Source organism: Agathobaculum butyriciproducens, assembly GCA_003096535.1.
Lineage (GTDB): Bacteria > Bacillota > Clostridia > Oscillospirales > Butyricicoccaceae > Agathobaculum > Agathobaculum butyriciproducens.
On record QEKJ01000001.1, the window covers coordinates 110,880 to 126,601 of the forward strand.

Genomic DNA, 15,722 nt, shown 5'->3' on the forward strand with positions numbered 1-15,722 from the left:
GGCTCACTGGCTGCCACCGCCCTTCCTTGTACGGTGCACGGTCGGCTCTGCGACCGTGCTGTCCGTATCGTCTGTGCTGTCTGTCTTATCCGAGGTGATCGTCTCATCCGACACATGCGGGTCGGTGATCTCAATCTCGACCTCGATATCCTCCTCGACGAGCGTTACGCCGCTCGGCAGACCGACGGTCGTAGCCACGCCCTTGACCGTGTGCCTGCCGACGCCGAGCGATACCGAATCGTAGGTCAGACCGATGGACAGGTTATTCACATCGACCTTCTGCAGTTGGCTTTCACTGCCGCGCAGCTCCATCTCGACCGACTTGGTGAGGATGTTGACCGTGTACGGCGTATTCTCCTGCGCGGTGTCGTTCCACGCGAACTTGGAGACCTGAACCTTGCGGGTCGCAACACCGTCCACCGAGATGGTGACGTTTGCCGTTTCCGGCTGACCGCTGACGAGCGAAACGCCGCTCGGCAGCTTATCCTTGATGGACATGGAGATCGGCGTGCCCGTGTGGACGCTGCCGAGGTCGATCTCACCGAGGTTGATCTCCTTAATGTCGCTCAGCACCGCCTGATTGCTCGCGATAACCTCTACGTTCTCCGGGTCGATGACGCACTGTACCTGATTCTGCGTCAGGCTGCCGCCGTCCTTGAGGGTGACGGTCAGCGGAATGTTGTTGACGCGGTAGATCGGAACCGAAACCTTGATCTTTTCGGTCTGGCTGGTGATATAGTTCGAGGTGAACGCCGCACCGTCCTGATCATACAGGGTTACCCTGCATTCGTAGTCGGCCAGCGAGGAATTGCGGCCGGTAACATCCACGGTTGCAACCGCCTTGGACACCTGCGCCAGATCGGTTGCCGGACCGGAAACGGTGACCTTCTTGGTTGCCGTGGTCGGCTTGCCTGCGCGGTAGCCGTCGTCCGGCGTGCCGGTCACATTGACCTCGACCGGAACATCCTTGCTCTCCACGCGGTCCACGCGGACGTGCACCTTGCCGGGATTGACATAGTTGGTCTCCACACCGGACTTGCTGACCGACACGGTGACCGGAAGATCGTATTCATTCGCCTCGGTCAGACCCGAGATATCCACTGTTGCGGTGATCTGGCTGACGCGGACCTCGCCGACGCTCTTGCTCTGACCGCGCAGACTGACGGTGACCGTTGTGTCCTCGCCCTCGATGAGTTCCAGACCGGTCGCTGCTTTCAGCTGGGATGCACCGATGATACGCACCGGCACATCGTCAAAGCGCATGTTACGCTCCGGATTGTCAACATCCATAACAACTGCCCACAGAACGATAGACAGCGCCAGTGACAGGATCTTCAGCAGAAAATCCTGCTTTTTCAGAAAATTCTTCTTCACTTGCCGGCGCCTCCCTTCCACTTGTCGCGGATGGCGGCAATACGGCTTTTATCGTTTTTGCTCCTGAGTTCATCGCCGAGCAGCTCGCTCTCGAGCATCTTCTGCAGAATCTCGGGCGACAGATGGCGCTTGAGCATGCCGCCGATGGCGACAGAGATCGCGCCGGTCTCCTCGGAGACGACAACGAGCACGCTGTCCGCGGTCTCGCTCATGCCGACAGCCGCGCGGTGGCGCGTGCCGAGGTCGCGCGACAGACCCTGATTGCCGGAAAGCGGCAGCACGCAGCCTGCAGCGCACACCCGTCCGGCACGGACGATCATGGCGCCGTCATGCAGCGGGCTGTTCTTGAAGAAAATGTTCTTGATCAGCTCGGCAGACGGTGCCGCGTCCACTCTCGTGCCGGTGGCGATGATCTCACCGAGACGCTCCTTGCGCTCGAACACGATGAGCGCGCCGGTCTTGGTCCTGGACATATCCGCGCACGCGGAAACGGTTGCAACGATCATGCTCTCTACCACATCCGGGTCGGTATCCGGAATCAGCATGCGGCTGAGGTTGCCCTTGCCAATCTGCTCGAGCAGACGGCGCAGCTCCGGCTGAAAAATGACCACAACGGCGAATACGCCGACGCTGAGCGCGTTGCGCAGCAGCCACGAGATCATGGTCAGATGCAGGAAGCTGGCGAACAGCATGATAAGCACCAGAATAAGAATACCCTTGGCCAGTCGTGCGGCGCTGGTATCCTTCAGCAGCTTCATAACACGGTAAATGATATACGCCACGACGAGGATATCCACCACGTCGATCGGCGTCATTGTGCGGAATTGATCAAACGCACTGAAAAACGAACTTATCATGGTCCGCCATGATAAATTCGGTGAGAATACATTTTGCAGCGCTCCCATTTTGTCACCTATCCTAACTTGTTCCTCATATTCGCGGGCATTTGCGGATGCACGCAGCAGATTGCACGCAAACACCATGTTTTACCTTACTTATACTACCACAAATCCGGCTTTCTGTATAGCGTGTTCACAGTTTTTTTACCAATCTGCAAACTTTGTCTGCGGCCTGCTCCAGCTGCCGCGCCGTCGAGTAGAACGACAGGGACAGCCGCACGGTTCCGGTGTCCTCCGTGCCCGCCGTCCGGTGCGCGAGCGGCGCACAGTGCAGCCCCGCCCGGGTGCACACCCCCTCGTCCGAGAGCATATCCGCAAGCACCTCACTCGGCGTACCGGGAACGCGGAAGGACAGCACGCCGGTCTGCTCCTTTCCGGCAAAGCACTCGATTTTGCTTTCGCGGGAGAGCGCACGGGCAAGCTCATGCACCAGCCGTCTCTCCTGCCCGGCAATGTGCGCCGGCGTGACCGCCCGGACAAAGGCGATGCCCGCCGCGAGACCCGCGATGCCGGGCACGTTCGGCGTGCCGCTCTCGAGCGCATCCGGCAGAAAATCCGGCTGGCGCATCTCCTCGGACAGACTGCCCGTTCCTCCGGTCAGCAGCGGCTTCGCGGCAATCCGGTCGTCGAGCGCCAGCAGAATGCCCGTGCCCATCGGTCCGTACAGCGCCTTGTGTCCGGGCATGCACACCGCCGCAAGACACGGATAGCGCTTTACGTCAATCTCTGCCACGCCCGCCGACTGCGACGCATCCAGGATGAGCGGCACGCCTGCCGCCGTCAGCAATTCCGCGATTTCGTCCAGCGGCGCAATGCTGCCGAACACGTTGGAAACGTGGCTGAGTATCATCAGGTCGGCACCGTGTTCCAGCGCCTGTTTCAGCGCAGAAACCATAGCCGCGCCGTCCCACAGCGGCGTATCCAGCACGGTCGGCTCGATATTTCGAGCCGTCAGCGGCCGCATGACCGCATTGTGCTCGTAACCGCTCACAATGACGCGGGAATCCGGTTTTACGAGCGCATTTATCGCAATATTCAGCGCATGCGTGGCGTTCAGCGTGAAAATGACTCGCTCCGGCTCGCCCACGCCGAACAGCGCCGCTGCCTGCTCCCGGCAGGCGTACACCAGCTCTCCCGCTCGATCGGCTGCCGCGTAGCCGCCTCGTGCGTAGCCTGCCGCGCCGTACATCGCACGGCGAACCGCCTGCTCGACCGCCCGCGGCTTATACAAGGTGGTGGCAGCATTATCCAGATAGATCATGTCAGTCCTCCCGCAGCACGCGGCACGGCGGCGCACCAAGCTGCCGCAGCCGATGCACAGCCCAGTCCGCCTGCTGCGCGCTCACGCGCACCGCCCATCCGCAGGATTCGGTTCGTTCGTGACGCGGCGGGCGCGCGACCTCTCCCGGTACACCCAACCGCGCCAAATGCCGCCGCAGGCCGATGGCCTCGGTCTGACTGCGGCAGATCAACAGCGCATAACCGCCCATAAGGGCACTCCTCCCTCCCAATTCTGAGAAACTAAGGCAATACCGCATAATTGAACAAGAGCGATTTGTGAGTAAATTTTGCGGACTGACGAGGCGCAGTTTTGCGGTAATACTTGATGTATTACCGTGAAACTTCGGCAGCGCGGACGGAACTCGCGCAAGGAACCGAAGCCAAAGTCAGGGCACAAAATTTCCGCAAAGCGCCACGGCAGTGCGACCGGAGCCTGCACAAGGAGCCGCGGCAGCGCGACCGGAGCCTGCGCAAGGAACCGCGGCAGCGCGACCGGAGCCTGCACAAGGAGCCGCAGCTTTAATTGCGCGGTGTTGCCCTAAGGTTTCTCCCCTCATACTATGTTGAAATGAGCGGAAAAGTGTGCTATGCTGATTAGGTTATAAACTACAATCCCGACTGGAGTTGAAAACAATGGAGCTTTCCGCCCTTTCCCTGCGTCTGCGCGCGCTTTCCGTGCTGCGCGGACTGCTTTCCCATCCGCTGGTGCGCGCCTACGGCGACACGCTGACCGCGCTCGACGGCACAGCCGCCGACTTTGCCGACCGCTACGGCGCACTGTGCGCGACACGCTTCTCCTGCGGCGATATCGCGCAGGCAGTGCTCGACGCCGTGCACTTTGACACCAACACCCTGACCGATACCATCAACGCACCGGAAGCGGCTGTGCTCAACGCCGCAACCCACGATCTGGACGTGCTGAACGCTCTGCTCGCGCTCGACGGCGAAGCCTTCAAGTCCGCCGCAGCGGACAAGTTCTACGAGCCTGCCCTCGAGGATCTGCCGGACTTCGAGGCCGCAGACTCGCTTCCGTTCTCCACCGGCGCAGAGCTTGCCGATTACTACCGTGAGGAGGGCTATGGCTTCTTCGCACAGTCCTCGGCGTTTGCCATGCAGGACGACGGCTCGGCGACCCCGATCGTGCATCCCGATGCCATCCGTCTGCACGACCTGCCCGGCTACGAGATGCAGAAGCAGAAAATCCTCAAAAACACGCTTGCCTTCCTCGACGGACGCGACGCCAACAACATCCTGCTCTACGGCGACAAGGGCACCGGCAAGTCCTCGACCGTCAAGGCGGTTGCCAACGAGTACGCCGACCGCGGCCTGAAGATCATCGAGATGTCTCCGCGGCAGATCACGAATTTCCCCAAGCTGTTTGAGCAGACCCTGCGTTCGCCGTTCCGTTTCATCGTATTCCTCGACGACCTGACCTTCAGCAGCGAGGATGACAACTTTGCCGCGCTCAAGGCGTTCATCGAGGGCGGTCTGGCCGGAAAGCCGTCCAATCTGGTCATTTACGCAACGTCCAACCGCCGTCATCTCATCCGCGAGAGCATGGCCGACCGTCAGGGCGATGAGGTGCGCGTGCGCGATACCCTCGAGACCGTTACCTCGCTGTCCGACCGTTTCGGTCTGGAGATCACCTTCTCCGTGCCGGATAAGGACGAGTATCTATACATTGTCGAGCAGCTGGCCAAGGAGAACGACCTGAACCTTGATATCGACGAGCTGCACCTGCTTGCAGAGCGCTTCGCGCTGCGCCGTAACGGACGTTCGCCGCGTACCGCAAGACAGTTTATCAGTCAGCAGCTGGCGGAGCAGTACGGGAAGTAATTGAAAATGGAGAATGATTTCATTTTTCATTTCTGCATCTAAATAAAACAAAACGCAGACCTTAAAATCATAGGTCTGCGTTTTGTTGCTATTGTGGAATCATTTCCGTTGTTTCGGAATGTTTTGGGTATTGCATACGCTCTACCGTAGGGTGCGCCGACCTCGGCGCACCGCATCTAACGATTGGTAGAATCTAACCCATAGGGGAGCACAGTGTGCTCCCACGCAACGTCAAATCAAGCGGTTTGGGTCGTTCCTTGCACAGGCTCCGGTCGTGCTGTGGGCGCACACTGTGCGCCCCTACGATATAGCATGTGCAGATGGTTTACACGGTGCGCCGAGGTCGTACCCCAGGGCACCTTCTCTTGCGGCGTTGCCGCAATTCACCTTGTCGCACCCTACGGGATACCGCTCTATAAAAAATGGAGAATGGCTGACCGTTACATCAATTCTCCATTCTCCATTTTCAATTCTCAATTATTTATTACCAGCCGAACGAACCAAACGGACTGGAGAATCCATAGCTGCCGTAGCCGTCATTCTGCTGCGAATTATCGTTCTGGCTGCTCTGGCTCTGCTGGGTCTGGGCATTCGGGTCATCGCCCTCAAGGTCGTGCGAATCGGTCAGCGTGATGGTGATATTGAGCGTCTTGCCGGTCGAAATGCGGTATACGCTCAGCGTCAGCTTGTCGCCGGCCTTCTTGTCCTGCTTGAGTTCGTTTACCTTATCCATGTCCGGGGTCGGGGTACCGTCAACGGCGGTGATGACATCACCGACCTGCAGACCCTCACTGGCTGCCTTTGCGCGGGAATCAATGGAATATACCTGCACGCCGGACACCTTGCCGTCCGCGGACTCGACGTTCTGGCCGGTGATGCCGATGGACGGACGGCCGGAAACATAACCGTTCTGAATCAGCTCATCAACAATATCCTTGGCGGTGTTGATCGGGATGGCAAAGCCCATGCCCTCAACGGTGGCGCTGCCGAACGCATTGCCGGACAGCTTAGCGGACGTGATGCCGACCACCTGACCGTACTTATTGATCAGTGCGCCGCCGGAGTTGCCGTTGTTGATGGAAGCATCGGTCTGAATCAGCGTCATAACACGGTCATTGACGGTCAGATCGCGGTTGATGGCGGAAATACGGCCGCCGGTGATGGTGTTCGCAAACTGTACGCCGCCGGGAGAACCGATCGCATAGGCATACTCGCCCGGCTCCAGCTCATCCGAGTCACCGAACTCTGCGGCGGTCAGGTCGCTTGTCGGCGTTACCTTGATGACCGCAAGATCGGTCTGCTCATCCGTACCGATGATCTCGGCATCAAGAGAGGTGCCGTCGCTCAGCTGTACGGAAACCGACTGCGCGCCGTCCACAACGTGGTTGTTGGTGATGATGTAGCCGTCCTTGCTCATGATGACGCCCGAGCCGCTGCCCGTGCCCTCCGAGGTGGTAGAGATAACCGATACGACCGACGGATTGACCTTTTTGTAGATATCCTCACCGGCCATGCCGTCCACGGTGTCGTAGTTGTCCGAGGAATTGCTCGAATCAGACTCCGGCTTGCTGTTGATCTGCAGCGTCGGTGCGGAATCCGAGGTTGATGCCGAAGTGCCCGAATCGCTGTTTGCATTGCCGCCGAACGCCATATTGCCGACAACTGCGCCGCCTGCAAACAGCAGGCACGCGGCTGCTACGCCGCACAGACCGAGCGCTAAGCCTCTGCTGTGCTTTTTATTCTTCGGGGTGTGCGGCTTCTGGCTCATCGGCGGAACCTCGCCGAAGCCGGTCTGCTGCTGCGCCTGACGGAACTCCGGATGCTGCACCGGCGTCTGGAACGGCGTGCGCGGCTCTTCTGCCTGCGGCTGCTCGCTCTGCGGTGCCTGTGCAGACTGTTCCGCCTGCGGCTGCTGCATCGGCTGCTCGCTCTGCGGAGCCTGTGCGGGCTGTTCCGCCTGCGGAGCCTGTGCGGGCTGCTCGTTCTGCGGTGCAGTGTTCCGGGTTTCGGCGGCCGGCTGTTCGTTATTCTGATCGCTGCTGTTCAGCGGTGTTTTGTTGTCCATGTTGAAGTCGTCCATGATACTGACCTCCTGTTGTTATTCGCGGGAACATTCCGTTCCCTCTGTTGATGCTTCTATCATAGTGTCTCAATGTGGCAGTTTGTTGAAAACAATATGAATATTTTTTGAACACTATGTCAAGGTTCCGTGTAGCAGGTACACAATTCGCAAAAACTCCCACAGACCATTTGGGTCTGTGAGAGTTTGGAAATCAGGTGTTATTCTGTCGGTTCTGCTCCGGTGCGAGCGGCAGGGTGAACTCAAACTCGGTTTCGCCGCCGCCCGAGCGGACGGAGATCTCGCCGCCGTGCAGGTTGATGATGTTCTTCACAATGTACAGGCCGAGACCTGCGCCGGTCTTATCCATCGAGCGCGAACGGTCGGTCTTGTAGAAGCGGTCGAACACATGCGGCAGATCCTCCGCCGAAATGCCGATGCCGGTGTTGCTGATGGCGAACACGCACAGCTGTCCCTCCTGATGGACCTTCAGCCTCAGCGTACCGCCGTCCTCGATGAACTTTACCGCGTTATCGGTCAGGTTGTACACCACGCGGTACAGGTGGTCGCGGTCGCCCATGACGGTCAGCCGTTCCTCGAGGTCGCACTGCACATCCAGCTTCTTTTTCTCAATCTTCTGCTCGAACGAGAGCAGGATCTGCGCCGTCATTTCGGTAAAGTCGAACGGCGCCGGACTGAGGATCAGCTCGCCGGACTGAATTTTTGCGGCATCCAGCATGCGGTTTACCATGCGGGACAGACGTTTGGTCTCCTCCGCGATGATCTTCAGATACTTGTCGCGCTGGTCGAGCGGAATCGTGCCGTCGATCATGCCGTCCACGAAGCCGCCGATGGTCGTCATCGGGGTCTTGAACTCGTGGCTGACGTTGGAAATGAAGCCGCGGGTCAGCTCCTCGAGCTGGTCAAGGTCGCGCGCCATGTTGTTGAACGAGACCGCCAGCTCGTCAATCTCGTAGCAGCGGTTGTCCTCGGGCACGCGCACATCGAAGTTGCCGCCCGCAAATTCCTTGGCGGCGGCGGCAATCGTCTTGAGCGGACGCGTGACGTGCTGAGAGATCATGAACGAAATCACCAGCATAACGACCAGCGTCACCAACATGATGAGCACGAGCGTCTGCGTGGAGTGGCGCACCACGCCTGCCGAATTCGGGTCCTGCGTGGAGACGAAGATCATCAAATCCGCATCGCCGTTATCATCCTTGACGCAGGTGCCCACCGTGTAAAACGAGGACTCACTCAGTACGCCGAGCGACCCGACAGACGCATAACTGCCGTTTTTGTGCATCTCCGCAACCACTTCAGCTGAGATATGATAGCCGGGCAGCGTGTAGGTCGTGCCGTCCGGCTTGGCACCCATTTCAATGTTGCCGTCCGCGTCCGTGATGAGCACGGTCAGCTCATCCTCCTTGGCCACGCGCGCGATGGACAGCATGTAAATCTGACGGATCACGTCGGAGTCCGTGCCCTCGAGCAGCTTGCTCTGCTCGGCAAGGCTCTGCACGGTCGTGCGCAGCTCGGTCTGCTTGGCGTGCAGCGCGTAGCTGCTCATCTGGTAGCAGAACACCACGCCGGCCAGTGCAAACGCGCACACGATCAAAACCAGATGGGCCACATAGTCCTTGAAGAAAAAACTGCGTCTGCCCATGGCTTACTCCTTGGTCTCAAACTTGTAGCCGACACCCCATACGGTTTTCAGCTCCCACTTGTCCGAAACGCCCTCCAGCTTTTCGCGCAGACGCTTGACGTGTACGTCAACCGTTCTCGTGTCACCGAAATAGTCAAAGCCCCAAACATCGTCGAGCAGCTGTGCGCGGGTGAACACGCGGTTCGGACTGGACGCGAGGAAGTACAGCAGCTCGATCTCCTTCGGCGGCGCGTCCACGCGCTTGCCCTTGATGACCAGATCGTACGCCTGCTTGTCGATGACGAGATTGTCGAACGACAGCTTCTCGGGCGCATCATCCGGCGCCATGCGGCGGAACACCGCACGCACGCGCGCGATGACCTCCGGCATTTCGAGCGGCTTGACGATGTAGTCGTCCGCGCCCATCTCCAGACCGGAAACGCGGTCTGCGGTCTCGCCTTTGGCCGTCAGCATGATGATCGGCACATCGCTCTCCGCGCGGATCTCCCTGCAGACCGCCCAGCCGTCCATCACCGGCATCATCACGTCGAGCAGCAGCATGTCCGGCTTGTCCGACTTCCACTTTTTGATGCCCTCCACGCCGTTTTCCGCCTCGAGCACCGTGTAGCCTTCGCGCTCCAGATACAGGCGCAGCAGCTCACGGATGTTGGCCTCGTCCTCTACGATCAATATCTTCTTGGGCATAGTTCTCCCCTGCTTTCCCAGTTTAATCTGATTCTATTATAGCGCGTTTTCGAGGAAAAAGCATTAACAATCTGTAACAAGTCAGGCATTTCTTCTTTGAATTCTTCCATGCGTAAAATGTGCATTTCCCTACGGAATTAGCGTTTTTCACAACATACTCATGAATCAGCGAATCCCGTGCATTCCATAACCTTCCACATCTTCACACAACTGCACCTGCAAATGGTGTCAGAATGGTGTCATCTTCAAACGCTTGCGCGAGCCTGTTCACGCTGTCTGTTGATACGCGCCATCTCAGCCATAGCCTGCGTTGCATCCGGATGCGCATACGTCAGTGTTGTATTCGGATTCTCATGCCCCATCATTGCCTGTGTATTCGGCAGTGATACGCCATCATTGAGCATATTACTGCAAAACGTGTGCCGAAATATATGCGGTGTAATGCGCGGCAGCAGTTTTTCCGGATGTTCTGCATTATACTTCGTCACAGCCTTTTTCAGCGGCACTTCCAGATTGCAGGCTACCACAGGATTCCCTTGTCGGGTCAGCATCAGGAATCCGCCGCACTGGTCAATCATTGGAGATACCTTTTGTTTCTCCCGCTCGCGAATCATATTGTGCAGGCTTTCACTGACTGCATCGCTCATAAATAGAGTACGCATTCCCGCTTTTGTTTTGGTCATTCTCTGAATGTAGCGACTTCCATCGTTTCTGCGGAGCAGCTGTTTATTGATGCTGATAGTTCTCTGCTCAAAATCCAGGTCTGAGGTTGTCAATCCACAAAACTCACTGACTCTCATTCCAGTGTACAGCAATACCACACACACATCATAATATCGTGCATACTGCTTGTCGTTCTTCAGAAAGTCCAGCAAGGTGGTGATTACTTCGTCTGTCAATGCATTGCGCTTAACTGTATCATTGGAGGCTACGCTGTCCATACGGAAATCAAACGGGTTTTGAAGAAGCAGTTTACTGTCAATCGCCATCGAAAATGCAGGTTTCAGCAGTTTTTTATACGCAGAAAGTGTACTGTATGCCCTACCTGTTTCCTGCATCTTCTGAAACCACAGCTGTGCATCCTGCTTGGTTACATCACAGATAGACCGCTGGCTAAAGGGTTCCTGCTTAATGCTGTCCGCCCATGATTGATATGTTGTCACTGTGCTGTAGCATTTTCTGCTTTTCAAAGCAAGGTACTTTTCAACCAGTTCATTAATTGTCATCTTTCCGCCAGAATAGCTGATTCCATTATCCAATGCACGCTGCAGTTCTTTCTCTTTTTGACGAAGTTCATCCAGAGTCGGCGCATAGAACGTCTGCCGTTTGCCGAAAACATCGGTATAGCGGTACTGATAACGCCCGTCCGAGCGTTCGCTCTCATTTTTCAGTAAAATTCGTCCCTTTTTATCTTTTCGCTTTCCAGCCAAGTTTTTCTCTCCTTTCATTGACTGAAAAGCCCCAACTATGACATATTCAGTATATCATAGTTGGGGCAGAAATGCACTGTTTTTACGCCGAATAGCTTCCCAACAGGTATTGTTCTAGCTTCGCGCGCTTGATCATGCGTTTCGTACCAATCCACAGCACATAGGGATTGTTATCTCCATTAGTTAAATCTCGAATCTTGTTGACACCAATGTGAAAATAGTCCGATGCTTCCTCTACATTTAATAAAGGGCTTTCCCAGATTGGGGTAATATTGTTCTTATTTTTATTTGCCATAGAAAACCTCTTTTCTTATTTGTTGATTGAGATGCAGCTACTCATCCGCTCATGTGCAGGCAGTGGTCGTAAAAAGTGTAAATCATACCCGTCATCGAGCGGGATTCTCCTTAAAACGAAATCTGCAGCGCAGTAAATAGCTGCTTACTCTCTCTTTACTCTCAAATGCCTTGTATCTTCCAGAATACCGTCGTGAAACGCGACAGTATTGCAGCTGGTGCGCTGTTGTTCAAAGGTCGCAGTTCCCGCCTTTAGCCGTTGGGGTGAACGTTTCGGTCACTCCTTTGCATAGGGTAACGTTTCGTTACTCTATCAGCCACAGTCCGTAAGGGTGTCGTGTCTTGCGACTCCCTTAATCAAGGTGTCATCATTTCGGTGATACCTTTAACACGGGGGCGTGTTCCGCGACTTCATCGGTTATAATCAACAAGGGTGTACCCGCTCGTTACTCCCTTAGTCCAGCCAGTAAGAGGATAGCAAGTTGTGACACATCCTTAGTTCAACCAGTGCCCAAAACGCTTAATTCCATAAATCATCAGATTCCTCGCTTGTCTGGTCGAAATTCTTTCTATTCTGAACTTGCGTTTCTTCACTTATTTCAGCCAGCGCAGTGGTATTGCTTTGTTGGCTGGATTCTTGTGTGACATGGTATAATTCTGCCGTTAAGCACTCCTCCCGTTGTTCCTCTGAACATTTTTTCTCTATAACGTGATTCAGTGCAGTTTCGATTTGTGCTATGCTGATATTCTCTAATTGCTTACTAACTGCATTACCTTTCATTTCTCGATCATCAATACGAATAGTTTGGGGTGTTGCCTTCACTATCTTAAACAGCAACTGACGTACTTCATCCACTAAAGATTCTTCATTTCTGGCCAGAAAATAATTTTTTGCATCCAAGGTCATAAAACCGCCATCCAAAGCCCGCTCGTTACCATTGACAGAGTAATTACTGTTATCAGTCTTACTAATTTCAGTATCGTTACTATCAGTGTTACTGTTATCAGTCTTACTAATTTCAGTATTATTCTTATCAGTCTTATTACTCTGTCCGTTGGACGGGTCTTGAACTGTCCGTTCGACTGATCTTGAACTGTCCGTTGGACGGGTCTTGAACTGTCCGTTGGACGGGTCTGGACTGTCTGCCGGACTGGTCTGGAACTGTCTATTTGACGGGCTAGCTTGCAGTACATCATACACATAGATTAAATTGGGTTTCCCCAATCCCTGCCGAACCTTGTGAATCAATCCTGCCTTGTCCAGTTCGTCTACCAGTTTCCCAGCTTTCTTTGCGCGACAGCGAACAGCCGACGCTATGTTTTCAAGGTCATAATAGATGAACGGCGTGCCATTCTCATCTTTCATCTGTTTAGTGATAGACAGTTGCAGCCGGTCACGCATCAGGGTGTACGCCAGAATGTGTTGTGCTGTCAGGTGTTTGTATTGTGGGTATTGCGGCGCTTTTTCATCAAAGAAAACTTTCGGCAGTTTGGCGAACGCTTGTGTGCTTTCGCTCTGGCCGAACGTTTCGTTCGGTGTGGTAATGGAATTACTCATTTTTATCCTCCGTGATGTTGTGAATGTAATACCGATTTGGATGGTAATGCTCTGCCTTTACTCGTGTAATCAAGCCCGCATCTTCAAGCTGAGTAACCAGCTTAATAGCCTTGTTGCGTGCACAATGAAGGTCAGCCGCAATCTGTTTCATCTTGTAATAGACATACGGCGTTTCCGACTCATTGAACCATCCATCAGTGGAAAGCAAAAACAGCCTGTCTAACATCAAAATATACAGACATTTTGCACCTGTTGACAGTTGCGCGTATTTAGGGTTGTCGAACAGCGCCCGTGGGACGCTGATCTGCGACGGTCGGTTACGAAAAGACATTGTGAAATTTTCTTTCATATCCTCTCTCATCATTGCAATGTACTGTTCTTCATTCATCATTTTAATTTTCTCCTTTGCGTTTTTTGAATTTTAACATTCTATCCTTTCGTCTGGCTCGCCCCGATTTTTCGGAAAACAGCTTTCACGGCTCACCGAAGTTTCGGGAAAAGTCCGCCCAGACAGAAAATTTAAGTTTTCTTGAATTTTCTCGATTGCACGAATCAAACTCGAACGTGGGAATGAGCCAAAATACTTGACTTCTCCCGCACTTGATGGTAGTCTTATTTTGAATAGTTTAATCACAATTTCTCACTCCTTTCATAATCGACTCAGAATCGCCCAGAATCGTTTCTGGTGGTTGTTCGTCGAATGGTGCACCAGAGGCATCAAAAAGCGATTACAGAGCATTCTCGCAGGATTATGGTGTTTTCACACTGTCTATCAAATTGTAATCACTCTCTTTCCGGTCATTGATCGTGGTTGGTCACTGGCTGAACTCGGTACCGAAACGGTATGGCAGGAACGATTGTGGTGCATTCTCGCAGGCTTATAGCGTTTCTGCGCTGTTTGTCAAATCATAGTCATCCCCTTCGCGGTCGTTGGTCGTGAGTGGTCACTGGCTGAACTCGATACCGAAACGTTATTGAATTGTGAATCGCTGGCTGAACTCAACGCTGAAATGTCGTTGAGTGGCCGTGCGGCTGGCTTGCTAAATCATGGGATTTCACCTCTTTCTACAAATGGGCGCAAGATGGCGCAGAATCGTTTCTGGTGGTCGTCCGTCAAGAGATACGCGCAGTTAGGGCAGGAACCATCGTGGCGCGTTCTCGCAGGCTTATGCAGCTTGTCGCGCAGTGTTTTTTGCTTGACATATACTACTATACGAAAAACCGGATTTTGGGTCGCAGCGTTGTGCACAAATTTCATTCTCGTTTATCGTGTATTATTTACAATTCTCAACTAAAATCATTATATAAACATCAAAAAGCGGCTGATATGCGTGAAAAATCGCACATCAGCCGCAGTTATTTTTTAATCAAAAATCATCGTTATACAGGATAACAGTCAGGGTAATCGGTTCCTGCTCGGCAAATCTCACCGTGAGAACGTCAAGTATGTTCTCATCTTCTCCCTCAGTACACCCGCTTATATAAAGAGAAGCACCCTATTAGGGTGCTTCTCCTGTTATTTTCACTTTTCTGCTGTGAAGTACAATGCCGGGCCATCTTCACTTTTGAATGTGTACTGAATCCCGTTGACGTTTTTTGTTATTATATATTTATCTTTTCCCTCTTTGACTATTGCATTATAAAGATCAGTTATTTCATCTTCAGTAGCATTCTCTTGTGTTGCATACATTAAAGTTTTTTCATAATCTGTAAAGTTTACAGCTCCGCCCAGATAACTCATTGCATCTTTCTGGCTTAAAGCATAACCTATATAGCAGCAAATAGTTATGCGTTTCCAATCCGTTTGTTCATCATTCATGACATACTCAAAGTATTCTCGGTAATTTCCATCTCGATTCAAATCCGGATTATACGTCGGTGCACCATCCACATCATTGACCACAGCCTCATCAATATCAAGGAATGTTGTATGGCGCACTTCCGAATCAGAACCCGCTCCTTCCGGATCAAATATCTTCAGACCCTCATTAAACTTTTCCACAAAATCCACATAGCAGTCTGCTGGCGGAACTAATTTCAGCGTAAATTCTCCACCTGTGCCATCCCACGAAAAGTCAAATCCGGTTTCAGAAAAATCAATCTTCGATGCGTAAATATCTGTCATGGCCAGAATCTTACCAAACGAATCCGCTGACAAATGCAGTTCATTCAGCAATGCCGCTGTATCTTCCACCTTGAAAGATGCCTTCTGGTCTTCAAAATTTCCTTCAGAAACACTGGTGGAATCCTTCATCGTGCGAATGAACGGAGATAACAGATCGCGGTCTTCTTCCACAATATAGCCCAGAGCATCATCTGTCCACTGTTTTGCTTCCTCAGCTGATGTCGGTTTGCTTCCAAAATATGTTTCGTATTGATCGCTGTAATCCGCATCCGAGCCTTCGCTTAAATTCTTATCCAGTGTGGTTAGTTTGAGATACAATTCATTGTATCCATGAGCCTGGTCGATAAATTCTCCCAGAGATTTACCTTCGTTTGCTACTTCCGATTCCTGGATTGCTTGTGTATACGCACTTTTTACTGCTTCCGTTGCATCTTTAGCACTGGTATCCGTGCAGCCACTCAGGAAAACAACACCGGTAATCGCCGCAGCAAGCAATATTGTCCGTTTCATAGTTTT

Annotated in this window: 14 protein-coding genes; 2 read left to right on the forward strand and 12 right to left on the reverse strand. The window is 53.5% G+C overall.

Annotated elements, in window-relative coordinates; translation table 11 throughout:
* Positions 1–3: 3 nt before the first annotated feature.
* From C7386_RS00535 to C7386_RS00550, 4 genes are all read right to left on the reverse strand, one after another.
* Positions 4–1,374 carry a CdaR family protein gene (locus C7386_RS00535; RefSeq protein ID WP_116704629.1) on the reverse strand — a complete coding sequence of 457 codons (1,371 nt, stop codon included), beginning with the start codon at positions 1,372–1,374 and terminating at the stop codon, positions 4–6.
* Positions 1,371–2,231, reverse strand: a complete 861-nt coding sequence (gene cdaA, locus C7386_RS00540; protein ID WP_110435127.1) for a diadenylate cyclase CdaA — start codon at positions 2,229–2,231, stop codon at positions 1,371–1,373. The genes C7386_RS00535 and cdaA overlap by 4 nt, the downstream gene beginning before the upstream one ends.
* A gap of 175 nt (positions 2,232–2,406) precedes the next feature.
* On the reverse strand, positions 2,407–3,534 hold the full coding sequence (locus C7386_RS00545; protein ID WP_110435128.1) for an aminotransferase class V-fold PLP-dependent enzyme: 1,128 nt from the start codon (positions 3,532–3,534) through the stop codon (positions 2,407–2,409).
* 1 nt (position 3,535) lies between these two features.
* Complete coding sequence (locus tag C7386_RS00550) at positions 3,536–3,784, reverse strand: putative Se/S carrier-like protein (protein ID WP_158576187.1); 249 nt, start codon at positions 3,782–3,784, stop codon at positions 3,536–3,538.
* 95 nt (positions 3,785–3,879) lie between these two features.
* Here C7386_RS00550 and C7386_RS13340 point away from each other — a divergent pair, with 95 nt between their 5' ends.
* The gene (locus tag C7386_RS13340) at positions 3,880–4,077 is read left to right on the forward strand and encodes a hypothetical protein (protein ID WP_116704630.1); all 198 of its coding nucleotides are present in this window, start codon (positions 3,880–3,882) and stop codon (positions 4,075–4,077) included.
* A gap of 110 nt (positions 4,078–4,187) precedes the next feature.
* Complete coding sequence (locus C7386_RS00560; protein WP_110435130.1) at positions 4,188–5,390, forward strand: ATP-binding protein; 1,203 nt, start codon at positions 4,188–4,190, stop codon at positions 5,388–5,390.
* Positions 5,391–5,874: 484 nt separating this feature from the next.
* On the opposite strand, the gene C7386_RS00565 is transcribed toward C7386_RS00560, so the two are convergent.
* From C7386_RS00565 to C7386_RS00600, 8 genes are all read right to left on the reverse strand, one after another.
* On the reverse strand, positions 5,875–7,470 hold the full coding sequence (locus tag C7386_RS00565; protein WP_116704631.1) for a trypsin-like peptidase domain-containing protein: 1,596 nt from the start codon (positions 7,468–7,470) through the stop codon (positions 5,875–5,877).
* A gap of 193 nt (positions 7,471–7,663) precedes the next feature.
* Positions 7,664–9,115, reverse strand: coding sequence for a sensor histidine kinase (locus C7386_RS00570; protein ID WP_110435132.1), 1,452 nt, complete (start codon positions 9,113–9,115; stop codon positions 7,664–7,666).
* A 3-nt stretch (positions 9,116–9,118) separates the two neighbouring features.
* Positions 9,119–9,799, reverse strand: a complete 681-nt coding sequence (locus C7386_RS00575) for a response regulator transcription factor (RefSeq protein WP_110435133.1) — start codon at positions 9,797–9,799, stop codon at positions 9,119–9,121.
* A gap of 245 nt (positions 9,800–10,044) precedes the next feature.
* A complete protein-coding gene (locus tag C7386_RS00580; RefSeq protein WP_165815418.1) occupies positions 10,045–11,229 on the reverse strand; it encodes a site-specific integrase in 1,185 nt (394 codons plus the stop codon).
* Between the two features lie 82 nt (positions 11,230–11,311).
* The gene (locus tag C7386_RS00585; protein ID WP_110435135.1) at positions 11,312–11,524 is read right to left on the reverse strand and encodes an excisionase; all 213 of its coding nucleotides are present in this window, start codon (positions 11,522–11,524) and stop codon (positions 11,312–11,314) included.
* A gap of 519 nt (positions 11,525–12,043) precedes the next feature.
* Positions 12,044–13,081 (reverse strand): replication initiator protein A, encoded by a 1,038-nt coding sequence (locus C7386_RS00590; RefSeq protein ID WP_110435136.1) that lies wholly within the window; start codon positions 13,079–13,081, stop codon positions 12,044–12,046.
* Positions 13,074–13,472, reverse strand: coding sequence for a replication initiator protein A (locus tag C7386_RS00595; protein ID WP_110435137.1), 399 nt, complete (start codon positions 13,470–13,472; stop codon positions 13,074–13,076). The genes C7386_RS00590 and C7386_RS00595 overlap by 8 nt, the downstream gene beginning before the upstream one ends.
* 1,131 nt (positions 13,473–14,603) lie before the next feature.
* Entirely contained in the window at positions 14,604–15,716 is a 1,113-nt protein-coding gene (locus tag C7386_RS00600; RefSeq protein WP_110435138.1) for a hypothetical protein, read from the reverse strand.
* Positions 15,717–15,722: the final 6 nt, after the last annotated feature.